Source organism: Amycolatopsis sp. NPDC104819, from assembly GCF_055583145.1.
In genome coordinates this window covers 128,289-144,802 of sequence record NZ_JBVJON010000001.1, presented here as the reverse complement: position 1 = coordinate 144,802, position 16,514 = coordinate 128,289, and the positions used below count along the sequence as shown (strand labels likewise).

The window sequence follows — 16,514 nt, the reverse complement described above, 5'->3', positions numbered from 1 at the left end:
GAACGAGGCGTCGCCGGTGAAGGTGGCGTTGCTGAACCGGGCGTCGCCGGTGAAGGTCACGTCGTTGAACCGGGCGCGGCCGGTGAAGCTCGCGTTGCTGAACGAGGCGCTGTCAGCGAAGGTCGCGTCGTCGAACCAGGCGTCGTCGGCGAAGGTCGTGTCGCCGAATAGGGCGCCGCTGGTGAAGGTCGCGTCGTTGAACCGGGCGCTGCCGGTGAAGGTCGCGTTGCTGAACCAGGCGCTGCCGGTGAAGGTCGCGTTGCTGAACCAGGCGTCGCCGGTGAAGGTCGCTCCGCGGAACGAGGCGTCGCCGGTGAAGGTCGCGCCTACGAAGCGGCCATTTCGTGGTCGGCAGTTCTCTAGGGTGAAGTCGACGACGTACGCATTGGTGAGGTCGATGTCGATGTCGTCCCAGAACTTCCGGCGATTCTGCGGGGCAAGGTGATCGCCGAGAATACGTTGGCCAGCAAGTCGGACTTCGCGTTCCTGGGTCCGCTCCTGATGGTCCACGCTGTCGGTCGTCGGTTCGGGGCCGGGCGGCGTGTAGGGCATGCGCAGGTAGGCACAGATGACGTTGACGATGCTCTGTCGCTGCCCTGGGTTGCTGTGGGCGAGCCGTTCGAGGGCATAGAGGCCGGCGAGGCGCACCGGTGCCTCAGCCGAGCCGAGTTGGTCGGCGGCCTTGGTGTACAGCTCGGTGACGTTTTTCTCGGTCGCGTCGCTCTCGCTGTGCCATTGTCGCCGCACTGCCAGCAGGAGCGCGAAGATGCCCGTGGTGCCGGCGCCGATGCCGAGCCCGGTCTTGATCGCGTCGACCCGTGCGGCACCTGGATCCTTTGCCGCGGTTGCCTCACCGAGTAGCCAGTTGGTCGCGACCCAGGCCACGACGACCACCGCTATGGCGGCAGCAGTGACGACCCACCAGCTCATTCCCGAGGCTCGTGTCCGCGGCGCCTGCTGCCCACGTAGCCGCCAGCCGGCGGCGGTTAAACCGGCGCCGGCCGCCGTGAACAGAACTAGCGGCACCGCGTTCGGGCGCGCCCATCGGCCCAACGCCAACCAGTCGACCCACCCGAACAGCACTGTCGTCCCAGCCAGTAGCGCGGTCCCGCTGAGCAGCAGTATCCCGCGCGCTGGCGCCCAGTCCAAAGCGGGCAAGCGAGGCAGCGTTGGCTTCCACGTCGTCACGTACGTTCAGTCGTCGCCGGGAGACCCAGTGCTACACCGGGGGCGGGAGTCGGCGGTCAAGGGCCGGTTCTCGAACCGGCCCTTGACCTGCGTGTTTGATGGAGTGGCTAGGCCGCCGAGTCCGGGAAGATCTCGTCCATCGCTTTCGCGCCGTCCTGGATCACCGGCCGCAGTTGATGGCGATAGACCAGCTCGGTCACCTTCGTATCGGCGTGCCCCACGAGGCGCGAGATCTCCTCGATCGTCAGCCCGCTGTCGGAGAGCAGCGACACGAAGCTGTGCCGGAGTTCACGCGGTGTCCAGTCTTTGGGCTCAAGGCCAGCGATCTTCAAGATTCGACGGAAACCACGCCGGACGTTGGCCGCGTCGAGTTCCGTCCCGACGTCCGACGCGAACACGATCCCGTGTTCGTGCCACCGGTTGCCGGCCGACTCGCGCTGTTGCTTCTGACGGCACTTTTGGCGCTTCAGCGCGTCAACAGCTCGGCCCGGAAGCGCGAGGGACCGTCGCGACTTCTTGGTCTTCGTGTCGCCGCCGGCCCGCACCGATCGCCACACGTTGACGTGCGGAGGGATCGCTGGCTCCGCTTCGGGCTTCCCGACCAGGTCGACCTCCGACCACGCGAGCGGGCGAGCTTCCTCGGTCCGCGCTCCAGTCAAGAGCGAGACCACCGTGTAGTCGCCGTATGTCGAGTCCTCGGCTTCGGCAGTGCTGAGTACCGCCACAGCTTGCGCAAGCGTCAGGGACTTCGATCGCCGCCCGTCACGGCCGGTGGGAAGCTCGTCGCAGAGCAGGACGACGTTCCGAATCCCCTTCCCCTCCGGTCGTTTCGCCGCTCGGTTGATCGAGCGTCGGAGGATCGATCGGAGATCGTGCAGTGTGCGAGTGGCGAGCACTTCCGCCTTCTCCTCCAACCAGGCGTCGATGTCGTCAACGCTCAGTTCGTTCGTCTGCCGCGGGTCCAAGAGGACCCGCGCGCCGAGCGACGGAATGATGTGGGTTTCGGCCAGGATGGTCAGCTTCTCCACCGTCGCGGTGCTACGGCCGTTCAAGCCGTGGCGGAGGAAATCACGGACGGCTTTCGTCACCGTGAGCCCGCCGACCGCGGTCGCCGAGCCTTCCTTGCGGCGCTCCAACAGGCGGTCGAGCGCCGCCTTGGCTTCCGTCTTCGTCTTCCCGCTGCCCCTGCGCACGATGCGCTTGCCGTTCGGTCGCCAACCGACGGTCAGCTCGGCGATCCACCGCTGCCGGGGCTCGGACCAGAACAGCCCGCCGTCTCCGTTGCTACGCGCCTTCGGCATAGCTGCCTCCCGCTTCGGTGATGAGAAGTTCGACGTATTTCTGAATGGCCTGGACCGGGATGCGCCGCGCTCGCCCTTCGTTGACGGTCTTGAGCCGGCCGGCGCGAATCTGCTCGTAGATCACCGTGCGGCTCAGCGAGAGCAGGCGTCGCGCATCGTCGACGGTGTAGAGAAGCCGCTCAGGCACCGTGGTCGGTGTGCGTTCGGTGTTCATCTATCCCTCCTCCACGTCGTCCGCCTTGGTGGGCGCGACCTCCGCGACCTCCGCGACCGGGCTGTTCAGCGGGGGTGTGCGCAGTCCTTGAGCACCGCGACCATCCGCGACCCCGGCTCGCGCGCTGGTCGCGGAGGTCGCGGCAGGGCCAGGCGAGTCCGGCGGACCGTATGTGGTCCCGACCTGCGAGGTAGCGCTGGTCGCGGAGGTCGCGGGTGTTTCGAGCGGGGGCAGGTAGCGACTCCACGCGTCTGCGAGCCCGCCGTCACCGTCGATCCGGTAGCCCTTGAGCGCCTTGCCGTTGACCTTCAGGTCTTTGGGCCGGACCAAGTACCGGTCGAATTCCTTCGCCAGGCGGCGACTGTCGAGCGGTTTGCCCTGGACGTCGGTCCACGGGCCGTCTTCGATGGCGTGCAGCTCGCGGATCAGCTCGGCCGTCACCATGCGGTCGGTGTTCTCGACCGTGAAGATCTGCCGGACGTCCGCCAGGAGCCGCACCCCGATCGAGACGGGTTGTGCGTTGGCCTCCAGCACGAAGTGCCGGCACGCTTTGCGCGCGGTCTCCGGCCAGTGCCCGCCGGCCGCGTCCGCGATGGCGAGCAGCGGGCGCCAGATCTCCGCGGCACGGTCACGCACACCGTCCGGCCGGTCCGGTCGAGCGCGGCTCACCTCGTCGGCGACGCGACCGACCCACCCAGCCAGCTCGCCGCGCACCGGCGCCGACTCGCGCTCGACGTCCTCCTCAATGAATTCTTCGACGACTTCGTCAAAGCGGCGCTTGCGCATGTGCACGGTGATCGCCCGGGTGGTGATCGTGTCCGGCATCCCGCCGGCGATCCCGGCGAGCGCGACCGGCGCGTAGACCGGGAACCGCGTCACGTTCATGCTCTTGGCGTCGCCGACGCACCGCGTCACGGTCGCCGACCGCTTGTAGCCCGCGTTCAGCAGCGCGCGGAGGTCCTCATTGTTCCCGCCCGTCTTCGGGTTGAACACAGCGTCGATCTCGTCGAACAGCAGCGTCATCGGTCCGTCGGCGAGCATGCGGAAGATCGCGGCCGGGGTGATGCTGATCGTCATCTCCGGCTTGGCGACGAGGTACTGCGCGACCTCCAGTACCCGCGTCTTCCCGCTCCCCGGCTCTGCCGAGTCGAGGATCAGCCTCGGCGTGACGTACAGCCGTTCGGCGACGTGGGTGTGGGCGTACCAGAGCGCGAGCGTCGGCGCGGCGTGCTCGTTGGCGAAGGCCGAGAAGCGCGACACGAACGTCACGACTGCGTCGAGGACTTCGTGACCCGGCTTCGCGAAGGCTCCGGCCGGTGCCGGGCCGAGCCAAGTGAGCGGGTTGACCGGCGCGGCCTCCGGCAGTGTCCGGCTCGGCTGGGCGCCGCCGTCCTCTGTCGGCTTGGCCGCGGTGTGGCGGCCGCGCCACACGCGCTGGCAGTTCTCCGAGCAGAAGTCGCCGGACGGCGAGTCACCGCGCGGTCGGCCGCACTGCTGACACCGGGGCGCTGGCTCGTCGGAGATCACGAAGTCGATTACGGACAGGGTGTCGTCGAGTTCGGACATCAGGCAGCCACCTCCAGGCGCGTGGTCGGTTCGTCGTCGCCTCCGGCCTCGCGGTAGCGCCGCCAGAGGTCGTCGAGCTGTTCGGTGTCGTCGAGACGGCGACGGAGAACGTCCGTCGCCGAGTCGCTGTCGACGGCCTGGACCAAGCGCACGGCGTGCTCACGAACGGCGCGGCGGTAGGCGTCCTTCAGGACAAGCGCTTTGAGCCACGTGCCGTAGTACGCCGGCGGCAGGACGGGACCGTCCGAATAGGTCTCGACGATCCAGAGACCGACGTGGTGCAGGCGGTTCGCCCGGCCGGAACGCAGCTCCGCCTGAGTCTTCTCCCGAGCGTGGTCGAGCACGGCCATCGGCGTCGGCGACTGGTCCGCGGCGACCAGTTCGATGACGAGTTGGAGCACGTACGCGGCCACCGGTGAGCCGAAGTCGTCGGCGCGCATCCCGGCGAGCAGCCGCCGCGCGGCCGCGATACGAACCTGCATGACGCAGCCGAGGAACTGACGCTCGGGGTTGAGCAACGTGGTCTTCATGGGTATGGCCTTTCGGTCGAGCTGCAAGTCAGCGGTTGTCGTCGCGGCGGTCGCGGTCGCGGAGATCGCGGTACGACCGGCGGGCGCGGTGGCAGGCGTTGAAGGCGCGGCGCCCGGCGCGGAGCGTGCGGCCGGTCCCGTTGCAGCGGCGGCACAGCCGGATCGCGCGGAGCAGCGGCGAGCGGAAATGGCCGAAGCCCCGGCAGGAACGGCACGGCTTGTACGGGTAGACCGCGCACGACCACGAGTAACCAAGAGTGACAATCGTGAGCAGGAGGAGGATCAAGGCGGTTGGGTTGATGAGGGTGTTCAACGGAGCCTCCGGGGCTGTTTCGGCCGCATTCGGCCCGCGCCTCTAGGTACTAGGGCGCTGATCAGCGGTGTTGTGACGGTCCAGGGAGGGCTCTAGGTCTAGAGGGAACAGGCTCTAGGCCTAGAGCCCTGCGGGAGTTAGCCGCTCTTGCGGTTCCGATCACGCTCGGTCAGTGCGTCGGCGATCCACTCGCGCTTGACGCCCATCCGGTTGGCGCCCTTGCCGGTGTCGGCGTCGTTGCCCCACACCTGCTTGGTGGTGATCCCCAGCGGCTTCAGCGCGGTGGAGAGCTGGGTTGCCTTAGCCGTTCCGGTCGGCAGTTCGGCCCACGGGCCGTAGACCGACGGACGCAGCTCGGCGAGCCGATCGACGATGCGTTCCGACCACGCCTTCTCGGCGTCGCCGATCGCGGTCAGCACGTCGGCGAGCAAGGTGTTCGTGTCCTCGTCCTCTTCGGGCGTGAGGTCGAGGCCGGCGGCGTAGCCGGTCAGCCGTCCGGCCGCGAGCCGTGCTGTACGAGCGCGAGCAGCGATCTTCTCGGCGTCCGGGCCGTCGATGTAGACGCCGCGCGTGATGCGCGGCTCGTCGCCTTCGCCAGCCAGGTATCCGATGCCCTTGTCCCGAAAGGACAGCGTGGTGGCTCGGATGCCGTTTCGATACGACGAGGTGCCGAGAACCATGTCGTTCGCCTGCTGTCCCGTCACCTTGAGGCAAAACCGCATGACGGCGTTGTCGCTGATCGCGGTCGGGATGCTCTTCGCGTCCGGTCGTTGCGTGGCCAGGAGGATGATGATCCCCAGCGCTGGGCCGCGCTTCACGAGGTCGGTGCAGATCTCCTCGATCTCCGCGCCGTGGTCGGGGTGCTCGAACCACTTCTGGCACTCGTCGACGCCGATCACGATCGGGTGCAGACCGAGGGACTTCTTGCCGGCCAGCTCCGGCGTGACCTTGTTCTCCGGGCACAGGTCCTTCGGCAACTCGCGGATCACCTTTGCGCGCCGCCGCAGCTCGTCGGCGAGCGCCCGCAGGTCGGCGACGGCGTAGGCGATGTCGTCCGGCTCGTCGCCGGCGCGGTACCGGTGGGAGACCGGCGCCAGCGGCGACAGGTCGCCGGTTCCCTTGAGGTCGAACGAGTGCAGCTCGGCCCTCGGGTCCAGCGCGGCGATCAGCAGCAGCTCTCGGAGGGTGAACGTCTTGCCCATCCGCGGGATCGCGCCGATCACCATGGAGATGAACATCAGGGTGACGTCCACCCACCGGCCGCGCTGGTCGGTGCCGAACGGCTGGGGCTTGAACAGGTCGACGGTGCCAGGCTTCCGCAGCGGCCAAGCGGGCTGACGCGACTTGGACATGTCCTGGTCGCCGACCCACAGCACCATGCGCCCCGGGTGGACCTCGGCGTTGCCCTCCGGCCAGACGCACCCCAGCGGCCGGCCGAGACCCGACGCGAGATTGGCGCGGCGCTCGACCACCTCGGCGACCGTCACGCCCGGAGGCAGGTCGACGTCCGCGCGCCAACCCGGCCCGTCGCGCGTGATCGGCGCCGTGAAGCCGATCGCGTTCGGGTCCTTGGCGAGCGCCTGGTTGATGCGTGCGACGCCGAGTACCGAGAGAGCTTGAACGACGTTGTCACTCGTCAGCTTCTGCACCTGCGTGGCCAGGACGGCCCGAGAGGACACCACCGGGTTGTCTCGTGTCGACCCGAGCTTCCCCAGCAGGGCCAATGCGACAGCGCCGCAAGCCCAGATCACCCACTCCGGCAGGACGTTCGGCAATGTGAACACCAGGACCAGGCCGACCGTCGACACGAGCCCGAGCTGAATGAGGCGGAGGACGACTCGCCGGTCTCGCTGCTGCGACAGCTTCAGGTAGAGGTCGGCCTTGTCGGCTGTCGCCGTCTCCGAGCGGGCCGGGCGCCCCTCGGCATCAGTCACGTACCGGCCTGTTGCTGCCAGCAGGAGGAGAAGGCCGCGCGGAGAGCGCACCGCGAGTCGAAGCGCGTAGAGCGGCGAACGGGTTGCGTGGTACCCGACCTTGTGCGCGTAGTGCTTCCCCACCCACTTCGCGGCGTCCTTCGCGTCAGCCGTGGACTTGAGGTAGCTGGGGATGATCGCCTGGCGGTTCTGCGAGCGGAGCCGGTCCAGCCACGACGAGCCGTCAGTGACCGGGCGGTCCACCGAGACCATCGGCGACTGCTCCGCGGTCTCGTCGCTGGGCTCGGCGTCGATGACGAACGGGTCGGCCTCCGCGGAAGGCGTGCTAGGGAACGCGATCACGCGGCCGCCGTGCGATTCGTTGGTGCTCATCAGTCGTTCACCTCCTGGTCGGTGGTGTCGCGCACGAGGTGTGCAAGGGCAGCGCCGCAGCCGAGGACGATCACCGGCAGGCAGGAGACGAGCGTGGTCACCGGCCAGGGAGCGCGTTCGACGTCCGCGGCGGACATCAGGTGGTAGGCGACCTGGCCGAGCATCCCGAGGACGAGCGAGCCCAGGGCTGACCACTTCGCGAAGCTGCGAACCCGGTGGGTCCGGGTCGCCGGGGACAGCCAGACCCGCAGGGCGAACGCCGCGTAGGTCTCGACCCCGATCGGGAGCGTGATCGCCGAGTTGATCGTCAGGTGGTCCCAGATGCCCGGCAGGAGCTGGATCGGGCCGAACCCGGTCAGCCTGCCGAGACCAACCCAGCCGCTCCAGACGGCGACGAACGCAGGTAGGGCCAGGAGGAGCACCGGCCACAGCTTGATTCGCTGCGCCCTTCCCACCTCTGCGCCCGGGTCCGCGGTGGCCCTGACCTGCGGCTCTTCGTCGTCCGCGGTCGGTCCCTTGTGAGTCTCGAACGCCGGAGCCGGTTCCTCGACCTCGGCGGGTTCGGTCACCGCGTGCAGCTTTCGCACGGGTTTCGTGTCGGCGTCCTCGTTCAGCGCGGCGAGGATGGCGCGCGCCTTCGGTGCGCCCACCTTGAACTCGGCCTTGATCCGGTTCCGTGAGGGCAGCTCACCCAGGTCCGCGGCGAGCTTGCGGACGCGGGGCAAGAGGTCGGCGACCGAAGCGGGGTACGCGCTTCGGGTGTTCGTGGGCGTGTCGAGCCCTACCATGGGTGTTCTCCTGACTGGGTTCGAAGTGGTTGGGAGAAGCCCGGTCCGGCGGGTGGTTCTTGGCGGTTCCGTTCGCCGGGCCGGGGCGACTTCAAGCAGCCGCGCCGGGGCAGTCCGGCCGACCTCGGAGGGTCGAGCTGACGTTCTGGCGGCTGATGCGCCGGACGTGTCGATGCGTCGCGGCGCGATCCGCGATCGGCGCCGGGCCGGTGTTCGCCGGTTCCCGGTCGAGCGCCGTCACGAAGTACTCGGCGATCATCGCGTCGATGTCCGACTCGGTCAGTCCGTCCGGCGCGTAGCTGGGCAAAGGGATGAGGTCATCCATTGGTGTGAACTCCAACGACTTGTAGGTCTCCCGCCCGGGAGCGGCCGGTGTCGGCCGGAACTCAACGTAAGTCCTGTCTATTAACTGTGTCAACTGACTTGGGAGAACTGACTTAGCCAACTGACTTGGCCTACGCTGGTGGTATGGCATCCCTGAACCCGGACGACCCGCGTGCGCCGTTCTTGCAAGTGGCCGGCGGTCTCCGGACCGCGATCCTGTCGGGGGAGTACGCCCCGGGAGCCCAGTTGCCGACCTACCAGGAACTGGCCGATACCTGGGGGGTCGCGGTGAACACGGCCAAGAGCGCCGTTGCCCACCTCAGGGAAGAGGGCCTGGTGGTGATCCGGCACGGCAAGGGCTCGTTCGTCCGCACCCAGCCGGTCGAAGGTGATGCCGCCGCCCGCTCCGAGGCCTCAGGAGACGAGCGGGTCTGGCAGGCCATTGCCGAGATCAGGAAGCGTCTCGGCGAGATCGAGCGGAAGCTGGATGCCGGCTAGCCGAACAGGTTGCTCAGGAACGTCGCCACGCTGTCGACGACGTCGACCCCGCCGCCGAAAAGGCCGCTGACCCACCGAGCCGAGTCGGCCGGATGCTTGACGACCAGCACGATGGCGGCGAGCCCCAGAAGCAGGCCGACCACCTTCCACAGCATGCCGCCGCCGCTCTTCATGACCGGGAAGTTGCTCTTCGCCACAACGGTCTCCTTTCGTCTGCGACTGGCCCGGGAGGCCGGTCCGGCTCGGTGTTTCGATCCGGCGTTGTCGCTGATGAACACAGGAAACCGCGCAAGGGCGGGGGTGCAGCAGTGTGCACGTGGGGGTGCGTTTTTGCACGTGGGGGGTGCACGGGGGGTGCTTTAATGACCTTCGGAGGTACCGGTGGTCGACAAGGGGAAGCAGCCGAACGCACTTCTAGCTGCGGTTATGCGACAGGCGGGGGCGACGAACAAGGGCTTCGCCCGCCGTGTGCGCGAACGCAGCCAGAAGGACGGCGGCGAGCTGGTCAGCGCCGACCACGTGTCGGTCAAACGCTGGCTCGACGGCACGAAGCCGCACCCGCGCACCTGCCAGCTGATCGCTGGCGTCCTCGGCGAGCTGCTCGGTCGGCCCGTCGGCCTGGAGGAGCTCGGCTTCGGCGGCGGAGCTGAGACCGCGTCGGATGACCTCGGCCTGGAATACCCCGAAGAGATCGCACACAGCCTGGTCGCGCTGGGCGCCATCACCGAACTCGAGTTGCGGACGCCGAAGCGGGTCGGCCCGCTGGCCGTCGTGCCGGAGGCATGGAGCGGCCTGGTCATCCGCTGGCTGACCGACTCCGACAACGAAGGATTGCGGCAGCCGGCCGAGCCGCGCTCGATCACCGTCGTCGACGTCGAGGCGGTTCGCGAGGCAACCGCGATGTTCAGCAGCTTCGACTACAAGTACGGCGGCGGCCGGCCGAAGTCGCTCGTCGCGTCGTTCCTCGACCAGGAGATCTTGCCGAACATCGGCCATGTGTCGCCGCACGACCCGGTCGGCCGGGAGTACTTCCGGGAGGTCGCGGCCCTTACGCGGCTCGCCGGCTGGACCGCGTATGACACGGGCGCGCACGGACTCGCGCAGCGATACCTGACTCAGGCATTCCGCCTGGCGAAGGCTGCCGGCGACAAGCCGCTCTGCGGCCGAATCCTCGCGGGCATGTCACACCAGGCGAACTTCCTCGGGCACTTCCAACGCGCCGTCGACCTGGCGCGAGCTGCGTACAAGGGCGCCAACGGCTACGCCACCCCGACGACGATGGCGCTCTTCCACGCGATGGAAGCAAGGGCTCTCGCGTCGCTCGGCCGGCAGGAGGACGTCACTGCCGCGCTGCTCACGGCCGAGCGTTGGCACGGTCAAGGCAACCGGGGGAACGACCCCGAGTGGATTCACTACTTCGACGAAGCCGAGCTACACGCGGAGTTCGCGCACTGCTTCCGCGACATCGGGAACGCCGAGCTGGCGAACCACCACGCCGCCGCGTCCATCTCGGTCTCGGCGTCCACCTACGTCAGGAGCCTCTCGTTCTGCCGGACCGTCCTGGCCACGGCGCACCTCCAGGGTGGGAACCTCGAAGAGGCGTTGGACGTGGCCAGGTCCGTTGTCGAGACGGCAGCCAAGCTGAAGTCCTTCCGCGTTCTGTCGTACCTCGACGACTTCCGCGGTCGGCTGGGCGGGCACGCCGGCGACCCGCTGGTGAAGGAGTTCCTCGACTTCGCCAGCATCCACCTGCCGTCAGAACACCTTCCAGTGACGGGGCGCCTGGTCGTCGCGTAGGTCGGCGATCCGCTTCTGCACCTCGGCTTTTACCTCGGTGGACTCGTCGACGGTCTGCGAGAGCCACATGGTCATGTTCAACTCGCGCGTCGCCCTGACGACGGCGAAACCGTCCCAGCTGATCGGATCGAAGCCGTACGCCTCGGTGTACGAGTCGTACTCGGCTTCGGAGGCCCATCCGAACGCCTGGTGGCGGACCGAAAGCACGGCTGCGTCCCACTCGCGTGGCCCGAAGGCGAAGTCCTCGAAGTCGATCAGGTTCAGCGTCCCGTCGGGCGCGCGCATGACGTTCCCGGGGTGCGCGTCGCCGTGCACGGGGCCGGCGGGAAGCGGGAACTCAAGGCCTTGGAACTTCTCCGACAGTTCCTCGTATCGCTCGCGCAGGAAGTCGAGGTCTGCCTCAGGCAGCTTGCCCTTCAGAGCCTGGAGGCGTGGTTCGACCTTCGGCATCGGGGAGAACGCCGGCAGACGGAAGTCCGTCGGGTGGGGGAGTGCGTGCAGGTCGTGGAGCAGCTTCCCGAACTCCGCCGGCGTGATGGGGGTGTCGTCCTCTTCGAGGCAGGTCCAGAACGTGACGGGTAGCCCGTCTTCGATGAACGGCTGTTCGGCGCCGCGCAACGACGTAGCAGCAGGGAACGCGTTCTCCACGAGCCAGCCGGCGACGAGCACTTCCTTCGTCGCTGCCGGGATCGAGCGCCCGACGCGGACCACAGCCGAGGCATCCGCCAGGCGGAAGATGGCGTTCTCCCCGAACCGGACCCGCTTGGCGCCGGCCGCGTCGAGACCTGCGAAGGCGCACGCAGCTTCGAAGACGGCTTGTGTCCGCTCGGACGTGAAGGCCTTCGTCGTGGTCATCAGACTCCTCTATCGGGACGCCTCAGCCAGGCTAGAGCTTCGGCGGGAACGTGTGCTTGGCGAACAGCGATGTGAGGTCCGGCCGACGCGCCGCCCGGAGGGAGGACAGGACGCGCCGGCCGGAGGCTTGTCACGGCCACGTGTCCGCGGCGCGGCCTTTCAACGACCGGGCGATCTTCGGGTAGGTCTCCAAGGCTGCGTCGCCGGTCAGGAACATCGCACCGAGGTGATGCCGTACCGCGACCGCAACGGCACCGGCGCTGCTCTCGTACAACGTGAACGGTTCGAGCAGGCCGGGGGCGTAGCCGGCAGCCGGGACAAGGCGCACCGATATGCGCGGATGCCGCGTCACGGCGGCCACGGCGTCCACCTGGTCACGCAGCTCGTCCGACGAGCACACGCCAGAACGTGTCGCGGCTTCGCCGATCAAGAAGGTGTACCGCAACCCCGGCGTGCCGGGCGAAGCGAGCTGCTGCACCGTTCGGGCGAGCGGGCGCACCTTGACGTCCTCGACCTCGAACAGGCCACCCTTCCGGAGCGCACGCGCGTACTCGGTGGTCTGCAGCGCGTCCGGAATCAGCCACGGCGACCACTCGAACACGTGCTTGGACTGCTGTTCGTACGCTGCGCGCAGGAGGTCTACGGCGCGTCCGGTGTGGTCCATGAAGTCGCATTCGCGAGCGCGGCGGGCCAGGTCGACCAGCTGATTTCGCACGACGCTCGGCGACCGGAGGACCCCGAGGATGTGCGCCACGGTCGTGTCCTCCGGTATGCGTTTGCCGAGTTCGAAGGCCGGGCCGACAGCAGGGACGGATGAAGGTCGGCCATGCCGGCGAGCCGACGAAGGCCGATGCCGCGTCGGGTGCGGGCCGCGCGAAGCTCGCTCGAAAGAACGATCAGAGCTGGTCGGAGTACTGCATCGGTCACAGCTGACGGTGCTCCGTTCGGTCTTGGTTCTCTTCGTCTGGATCGTTGAACAGCGCCGCGGGGTCAAGGGTTGTCCCGTCCAGTTCGCCGGCGCGCTGGGTGAGCGCTGCGCCGATCTGCACCAGTTGGCGCGCGAGCGTGCGCAAGCCGGCCGCGTAGTCGGCGTCGTCCGGCTGCAAGGTCAGCAGCTCGACCGTCACGCTCCCAATCTTGGAGCTGACCTTCGACAGGCCGAGGAGCAGTGCGCGATCACGGGCGAGCATGCGGCACCTCGATTCGTCGGTGCTCGTTCTGGCTCCCGCAGACCGGGCACATGCGGCCCGGCTTCGGGATGACCCGGCGGCGACTGACGCTGGGCCGGTCGTGTTCGAGGGGGAACCGGTCGTTGACCAGGCACCAGGGCAGCAGCATGACGATCCGGAGGTCGGACATCTCCGAGTGCAGGTACAGGTGGGCCCAGCCGTCGCCGCCGGTGAACTCGTGCCACTCCCAGAAGTCACCCCGAAGTCCGGCGGCGTGCTTGATCGGCCGGTCGTCGAGTGCCGTCATCGGAGTCCTCGCTCGACTTCGAACTTCCGAAGCGCTGCGGCGGCCTGCGCCCAGTCGTCATCGGCCATGTCGGCGAGCTTCTTCGGGTGCTCGCGAGAGTCGAAGTCGATCTCGTTGAGCCGCTGGCCGCCGGTGTTGAATAGTGAGCCGCCGCACCAGAACGTCGGCCGATCGTGGCCGGAACCGCTGGTCATGAGGTCGGCCTCGGGCGCGCAGTCCGTGCGTCCCTTAGCGAGATAGTCAACGCTTCGGCAAGCTGGTTCCGCAGCTGGGCGACTTGCTCGGCGGTGAGGAAGATCGGCTCGCCTGGCTGGGTCGAGCTCGTCAGCCTGATCCGGCCGTCCTCTCTAACTTCTACCTCGACGATGGCCCTGGCGTCTCGGAGGTCGACTCCCTCTGTCGCTCGGCGGGTACGTAGTGGGTCACGCATGGTGAGTGACCGTACAAAGATGCAGGTCACAAAGGTTTCCTCCTGGGAAACCCAGGTAGGTACGCTGGACCCATGGACCCGATCGGCACGACGATCCGCCGCCTTCGCCGTTGGCGCGGTATGTCCCTGGATCAGCTCGCCGGCCTGTCCGGCCTGTCAAAGGGGTACCTGTCCAAGATCGAGAACGAGCGCACCGCGATCGACAAGCGCTCGACGCTCGTCGCGATCGCCGGCGCCCTGCGCGTCAGTCTGTTCGACATCACCGGTGACGGTCTGGAGATCCGCGACCCGCAAGCCGGTACTGCCATCCCGGCAATTCGTGACGCCCTGCTCAGCACGGACCTCGACGGCACCGAACCACCGACCGGCGACCTTGGTCAGCTGCTGTCCGAGACGCAGCTGCTCGCGGCGCTGCGTCAGGCGAACCAAGACGCTGAAGTCGGTGCCCGGCTTCCTGACCTGCTGCTGGCGTTGCACACTCACGTGAGCAAGCCGGAAGCACTCCGCTCGCTCGTGACCGCCACGCACACCACCGCGCTGCTGACCAAGGGACTTGGCGCTTTCGAGTTGGCTTGGATTGCGGCGGACCGCGGCCATGAGGCGGCAGTGCGGCTCGGAGAGCCCGGCTGGATAGCGCTCGCCGAGTTCGCGCGCACGCAGGCCCTCTCCGGACTTGGCGCGCACAAGCGAGCTGGCAAGCTCGCCGAACGCGCACTGGACTTCGTGCCGGCCGACGCGTACGACGTGCGCGGCGCGCTGACGCTCACCTCGGGGTACACGGAATCCGTGCTGGGAGGAGACGCGGCCGCCGCGCTCGACGAAGCCGCAGGCCTGGCCGAGCACGTCGAGTACGGAAACCGGAACTTCCTGCTGTTCAGCCCGGTCAACGTCGTCCTATGGCGTATCTCCTCTGCCCTCGAACGAGGCGACCACGCCGAGGCCGCGCAGCTTGCCGCGACCGTCGATCCGGCCGAACTGACGATCGACTCGCGCCGCACGACGTTCCTGATCGAGCATGCCCGCGCGCTCTACGGCATCCGCCGGCCCGATGAGGAGGTGCTGGCGCTCCTGGTCCAAGCCGAGAAGCTGGGGCACATCCGCACCCGGACGAACCCGTTCGTCCGGGAGATCATCTCCACGATGCTCGCCCGTGCACGTCGTGAGGGTGTTGCTCGGGAAGTGCGTGGCATTGCTGACCGAATGGGGCTAATCAAGTCTGCGTAGACTGATCGTTGGCGGGAGTCTCAGAAGTCGAGATTGTTGATCTAATGAATCTAGATAGCATTTCTTCATCGAAGACGACCGCTTGATCGGCGAGCTTTAGCAGGCTGGTAGATACGCCTTCGCGATCAGGAAAGGCTAGAATCACCTCACATCCTAGATCCTGCGCTTCCTTGACGGCATCGGTAAGGTCGCCATCGCCAGCAATCAAAATCAGCGTTTCGTAAGTTCCCTTTTCGGCTAGACGGACGATATCCAGAACGATGCTACTGTCGACACCCTTCTGTGCAAATGGTGGCGCGAATTTGAACTCCTTGTCGAACTCGCTCCGTGATGCGCCAATTGCTTCTAAGGCGGCATAGACGTGCTTGCGCCAAGGTTCAGAACGTTTTTCCAGTCTTCCTAGTCGGACTTGTACGCCGGAAGAGGAATCGAGATCTTCAATCCTATTCTTCTGCCTCGTGTAGATTTGATTGAACTTCGGATCGACGATCGCGTCGTACCAGTACATGCGTAGGAGCTTACTATCGAGGCGCTTTGCAGACGCGCGAAACCAAAATGATAGGTGCTCTATGGAGACGTCGTGCGTGTCGGGATCTAGCCTCAAGACGCGACACGCAGAACGGATGAAGAAGTTGCCATCGACCATTCCGAGAGATCTTCTCATCTAAGCTCCGTGCGCTCGTGGGGGCACCAGACTACACTGGTGAGACTGTAGTATTGCCGATAGAGCGAGGCAAGTATGTCAATCAATGACGACGAGTTCTTCTTGGTCAAAGATTATCCGATGCGAGCTGAATCGCCTGTTTCCGATCCTCGCCTTGGCGCACTTGCTACGCTCGTAAACGGTGGACTGATGAGTTTTAATATCGATCTCTACATGCCTTTCGGTATCCTCGGCGGTCTACTGATATCGCGGGATCAGTGGTGGGATACCGTTGTCAAAGAGTGGAGTGAGAATGGCGGAGAAGCCATCATGAATGGCCTTAATGCTGCAGCGAAGGAATATGGGCCACATCTCTTTGAATCTGATGTTGCACCACATGAGTCGCCGAGTTTTCTGCATCTCAGAGATGCGGAATTCAATTCGCTTGGCAACAGTCAGTACAAGAAAATGGTTCGAGTAAAAATTACAGATGTTTGCGGTTGGGGATTTGGTCACTCCGCGGCTACGAGTGAAGCTCCCACGGCGCCGAGCAGACAGCTTCCCTAGATGCCTCGCCACCTTGGACGTGACCGGCGAGCGGTGGCCCCGGAAATCGACCACGTCGTGGGCAGCGTCGATGACCGGTCATGAAGTGATCGGTTGCTCGTCGCTGTTGTCGGAGATGGCGTGATCCAGCAGTCTGGCCGAGCGAAGCCGCCGGGTGACGCTCGGCGGCCTCACCCGGCGGCGACACAACTAACGCATGTAGTGCTGCACGATCGGGCTGATCACCGAGATCAACACGATCAGCAGCTTGAGGTACTGCGCGTGGAGTTCGACGGAACGGTTTCGGCCAGGGCTGTTACCCCCGGTTCGGCGCTTCCGTCCTCTTGCGGGGCGGTTGGTCAACAGCGTCTCCTACGGAGAGCCTCGGGGTTGAGGCGAAGGTGTTTCGAAGTAGCCGGCTACTTCGAAACGAACAACGAACGCCTCAGTGCTTGTGGACCTCCAGCGCTCGGGCGTCATGTTGGATCCCCCGGAAGACCGAAGGCAAGTCTGGG

20 protein-coding genes are annotated in these 16,514 nt (G+C 66.6%); 4 read left to right on the top strand and 16 right to left on the bottom strand.

Features of this window, described 5'->3' with window-relative positions:
• The 9 genes from ACZ63E_RS00745 to ACZ63E_RS00705 all read right to left on the bottom strand — a co-directional run.
• The coding region (locus ACZ63E_RS00745) for a pentapeptide repeat-containing protein (RefSeq protein WP_465333270.1) at positions 1 to 930 on the bottom strand (930 nt) is incomplete at its 3' end.
• A 365-nt stretch (positions 931 to 1,295) separates the two neighbouring features.
• A complete protein-coding gene (locus ACZ63E_RS00740; protein WP_465333269.1) occupies positions 1,296 to 2,489 on the bottom strand; it encodes a site-specific integrase in 1,194 nt (397 codons plus the stop codon).
• Positions 2,473 to 2,703: a helix-turn-helix domain-containing protein gene (locus ACZ63E_RS00735; RefSeq protein ID WP_465333267.1), complete on the bottom strand. Its 231-nt coding sequence runs from the start codon at positions 2,701 to 2,703 to the stop codon at positions 2,473 to 2,475. The genes ACZ63E_RS00740 and ACZ63E_RS00735 overlap by 17 nt, the downstream gene beginning before the upstream one ends.
• The gene (locus ACZ63E_RS00730) at positions 2,704 to 4,269 is read right to left on the bottom strand and encodes a DUF3631 domain-containing protein (RefSeq protein ID WP_465333265.1); all 1,566 of its coding nucleotides are present in this window, start codon (positions 4,267 to 4,269) and stop codon (positions 2,704 to 2,706) included. It lies immediately after the preceding gene.
• Complete coding sequence (locus tag ACZ63E_RS00725; RefSeq protein ID WP_465333264.1) at positions 4,269 to 4,799, bottom strand: hypothetical protein; 531 nt, start codon at positions 4,797 to 4,799, stop codon at positions 4,269 to 4,271. Before ACZ63E_RS00725 ends, ACZ63E_RS00730 begins: the two co-directional genes overlap by 1 nt.
• A 28-nt stretch (positions 4,800 to 4,827) precedes the next feature.
• On the bottom strand, positions 4,828 to 5,112 hold the full coding sequence (locus ACZ63E_RS00720) for a hypothetical protein (RefSeq protein ID WP_465333262.1): 285 nt from the start codon (positions 5,110 to 5,112) through the stop codon (positions 4,828 to 4,830).
• A gap of 137 nt (positions 5,113 to 5,249) precedes the next feature.
• Positions 5,250 to 7,418, bottom strand: a complete 2,169-nt coding sequence (locus ACZ63E_RS00715) for a P-loop NTPase family protein (RefSeq protein WP_465333260.1) — start codon at positions 7,416 to 7,418, stop codon at positions 5,250 to 5,252.
• Positions 7,418 to 8,206, bottom strand: a complete 789-nt coding sequence (locus tag ACZ63E_RS00710) for an ABC transporter permease (RefSeq protein WP_465333259.1) — start codon at positions 8,204 to 8,206, stop codon at positions 7,418 to 7,420. The genes ACZ63E_RS00715 and ACZ63E_RS00710 overlap by 1 nt, the downstream gene beginning before the upstream one ends.
• A 91-nt stretch (positions 8,207 to 8,297) precedes the next feature.
• Entirely contained in the window at positions 8,298 to 8,531 is a 234-nt protein-coding gene (locus ACZ63E_RS00705; RefSeq protein WP_465333258.1) for a hypothetical protein, read from the bottom strand.
• A 143-nt stretch (positions 8,532 to 8,674) separates the two neighbouring features.
• Here ACZ63E_RS00705 and ACZ63E_RS00700 point away from each other — a divergent pair, with 143 nt between their 5' ends.
• Positions 8,675 to 9,028: a GntR family transcriptional regulator gene (locus ACZ63E_RS00700; protein ID WP_465333257.1), complete on the top strand. Its 354-nt coding sequence runs from the start codon at positions 8,675 to 8,677 to the stop codon at positions 9,026 to 9,028.
• Here ACZ63E_RS00700 and ACZ63E_RS00695 read toward each other — a convergent pair.
• A complete protein-coding gene (locus tag ACZ63E_RS00695; protein ID WP_465306470.1) occupies positions 9,025 to 9,225 on the bottom strand; it encodes a hypothetical protein in 201 nt (66 codons plus the stop codon). The two genes, ACZ63E_RS00700 and ACZ63E_RS00695, sit on opposite strands and share 4 nt — an antisense overlap.
• Before the next feature lie 229 nt (positions 9,226 to 9,454).
• Here ACZ63E_RS00695 and ACZ63E_RS00690 point away from each other — a divergent pair, with 229 nt between their 5' ends.
• On the top strand, positions 9,455 to 10,825 hold the full coding sequence (locus ACZ63E_RS00690; RefSeq protein ID WP_465333255.1) for a hypothetical protein: 1,371 nt from the start codon (positions 9,455 to 9,457) through the stop codon (positions 10,823 to 10,825).
• Here the strand turns inward: ACZ63E_RS00690 and ACZ63E_RS00685 are convergent.
• The 5 genes from ACZ63E_RS00685 to ACZ63E_RS00665 all read right to left on the bottom strand — a co-directional run bounded on the left by ACZ63E_RS00685 (position 10,784) and on the right by ACZ63E_RS00665 (position 13,350).
• Positions 10,784 to 11,680, bottom strand: a complete 897-nt coding sequence (locus ACZ63E_RS00685; RefSeq protein ID WP_465333253.1) for a phosphotransferase family protein — start codon at positions 11,678 to 11,680, stop codon at positions 10,784 to 10,786. The two genes, ACZ63E_RS00690 and ACZ63E_RS00685, sit on opposite strands and share 42 nt — an antisense overlap.
• A 130-nt stretch (positions 11,681 to 11,810) precedes the next feature.
• A complete protein-coding gene (locus ACZ63E_RS00680) occupies positions 11,811 to 12,434 on the bottom strand; it encodes a DUF5753 domain-containing protein (RefSeq protein ID WP_465333252.1) in 624 nt (207 codons plus the stop codon).
• A 169-nt stretch (positions 12,435 to 12,603) separates the two neighbouring features.
• Positions 12,604 to 12,870 carry a hypothetical protein gene (locus tag ACZ63E_RS00675; protein WP_465333251.1) on the bottom strand — a complete coding sequence of 89 codons (267 nt, stop codon included), beginning with the start codon at positions 12,868 to 12,870 and terminating at the stop codon, positions 12,604 to 12,606.
• On the bottom strand, positions 12,857 to 13,156 hold the full coding sequence (locus ACZ63E_RS00670; RefSeq protein ID WP_465333249.1) for a hypothetical protein: 300 nt from the start codon (positions 13,154 to 13,156) through the stop codon (positions 12,857 to 12,859). Before ACZ63E_RS00670 ends, ACZ63E_RS00675 begins: the two co-directional genes overlap by 14 nt.
• A complete protein-coding gene (locus ACZ63E_RS00665; protein WP_465333247.1) occupies positions 13,153 to 13,350 on the bottom strand; it encodes a hypothetical protein in 198 nt (65 codons plus the stop codon). Before ACZ63E_RS00665 ends, ACZ63E_RS00670 begins: the two co-directional genes overlap by 4 nt.
• Before the next feature lie 308 nt (positions 13,351 to 13,658).
• Here ACZ63E_RS00665 and ACZ63E_RS00660 point away from each other — a divergent pair, with 308 nt between their 5' ends.
• A complete protein-coding gene (locus tag ACZ63E_RS00660) occupies positions 13,659 to 14,810 on the top strand; it encodes a helix-turn-helix domain-containing protein (protein WP_465333246.1) in 1,152 nt (383 codons plus the stop codon).
• On the opposite strand, the gene ACZ63E_RS00655 is transcribed toward ACZ63E_RS00660, so the two are convergent.
• Positions 14,797 to 15,318, bottom strand: coding sequence for an NYN domain-containing protein (locus tag ACZ63E_RS00655; protein ID WP_465333245.1), 522 nt, complete (start codon positions 15,316 to 15,318; stop codon positions 14,797 to 14,799). The two genes, ACZ63E_RS00660 and ACZ63E_RS00655, sit on opposite strands and share 14 nt — an antisense overlap.
• Before the next feature lie 231 nt (positions 15,319 to 15,549).
• Here ACZ63E_RS00655 and ACZ63E_RS00650 point away from each other — a divergent pair, with 231 nt between their 5' ends.
• Entirely contained in the window at positions 15,550 to 16,020 is a 471-nt protein-coding gene (locus tag ACZ63E_RS00650; RefSeq protein ID WP_465333244.1) for a hypothetical protein, read from the top strand.
• The last annotated feature ends 494 nt before the right edge of the window (positions 16,021 to 16,514 follow it).